At 66.9% G+C, this 1,642-nt stretch carries 1 protein-coding gene and 1 pseudogene; both read left to right on the top strand.

The features are described 5' to 3' along the window. The coding region (locus VNL12_RS00145; RefSeq protein WP_325590437.1) for a hypothetical protein at positions 1-697 on the top strand (697 nt) is incomplete at its 5' end. Between the two features lie 130 nt (positions 698-827). Beyond that, positions 828-1,642, top strand: a pseudogene (locus VNL12_RS00140) (hypothetical protein); the annotation flags it as partial.

Below are 1,642 nucleotides of genomic sequence, written 5' to 3'. Positions count from 1 at the left end.
GGGGATCATGGACAAGCCCGGACTCCCGTGGGCTGCAGCTCGTGAGACCGCCATCTTCGCCGTGATGCGTGGGGACGAGTGGCAGCACCTACCGCCGGCCGAGGCCATAGAGCGGCTCAGGAAACACCACAAGGGAATCTGGGACGACAAAGCCCGCCGTGGCACCGCCGTCCATGAGCTGGCCCATGAGTGGGCCCGTGGCAACGAGATCGACGTGCCGCCGGGCTGCGCGCCGTACATCGATGGCTTGGCGCAGTTCTACGCCGACTGGCGACCGTCGTGGGTGGCGCTCGAGCGCAGCGTGATCTACGACCACGGCTACCTGTCGTACGGGGGTTCCTTCGACGCCATTGGCGACTTGGCCGATGGGCAGCGCTGGCTCCTCGATCTGAAAACCGGGAGCGCTTGCTATCCGGACACCAGCCTTCAACTGGCCGCCTACCGCCACGCCGACGCCATGGGCGTCTACGACGTCAAGGGCGATCTCGTCGCCACGCATCCAATGCCGGTGGTCGACGCCTGCGGGGTGCTGCATCTGCGTGACGACGGGACCTACTCCCTCATCCCGATGGAAGCGGGTCCGGACCAGTTCGAGTTCTTCCTCCACGCCCGGCGGCTGTGGGCATGGGGCCGCGCATCGAAGAAGGTAATGGGTGAGCCACTGGCCGCCCCGAGCAGAGAGGCGGTATCGGTGTGACCACCGACGACGAAAGTGTGACATTCCTACGCATGTGGCGGAACTTCTACGCCATCGACCGGCGTATCTGGAGTCGAAGCCGGATGGCCACGGCGTGGGGCTGCCTGAAGCTCACAACGTGGGTCCGCAAGTGACCACCGACGTAGCGACCGTGAACGGCGTCACCATCGACCACCAGGCGGTGCTCAAGGCGCTGAAGCTCGACCCCCGGGACCCGAATACGCAGGCGCTCTTGGTGGTCTGCGACCGGTACGGGCTCGACCCGCTGCTCAAGCACATGGTGTTGATCCAGAGCAGCCCGTACGTCACCCGTGACGGGTACCTCGCAGTCGCTCACCGCTCCGGCGTGTTCGACGGTATGGAGGTGCTGGAGCAGTCCGACGACGGCACGCACTACGTGGCCAAGGTGGCTGTATTCCGCAAGGACATGAGCCACCCGTTCACCTTCATCGGCCGGTTCCCCAAGAACAAGCCGATGGCCAAGGAGTACGGCCCGGAGATGGCGGTGAAGGTGGCCGAGGTCCAGGCCCTGCGCCGTGCGTTCAACGTCACGGGCATCGGTGCCGCCGACGAACGTTGGGACACCGTCCCCGACGTAGCGCCACCCGAGACCACGCCACGCCCGGCACTGCCACCGGCCAACGTCAACGCCGATGGCGAGGTGCTGACCGCCACCGTGCGCCGGCCGCCGCCCCAGGGTCCGCAGCCATTCACCGAGGACAACGAGAAGCTCGTTGACGCCGATACCCGACGGGCGTTCGTTGCGAAGGTCACCGAGTCCGGCTTCGACGGCGACGTGTTGTTCGCCATCGTCCACCGGGCCACGAAGGGGCGGACCATGAGCCTCGCCGCCGTCACCAAGGACGAGTGGCCCCGGCTCGAGGCGGTCCACCAGGCGCTGCTCGAGGGCAAGCTGGCCGAGTCGGTCATCGACGGCGCCGTGCG

The sequence above is a fragment of the Iamia sp. genome, assembly GCF_035575815.1.
Taxonomy (GTDB): Bacteria; Actinomycetota; Acidimicrobiia; order Acidimicrobiales; family Iamiaceae; genus Iamia.
This window is presented reverse-complemented; position numbering and strand designations above follow the sequence as displayed.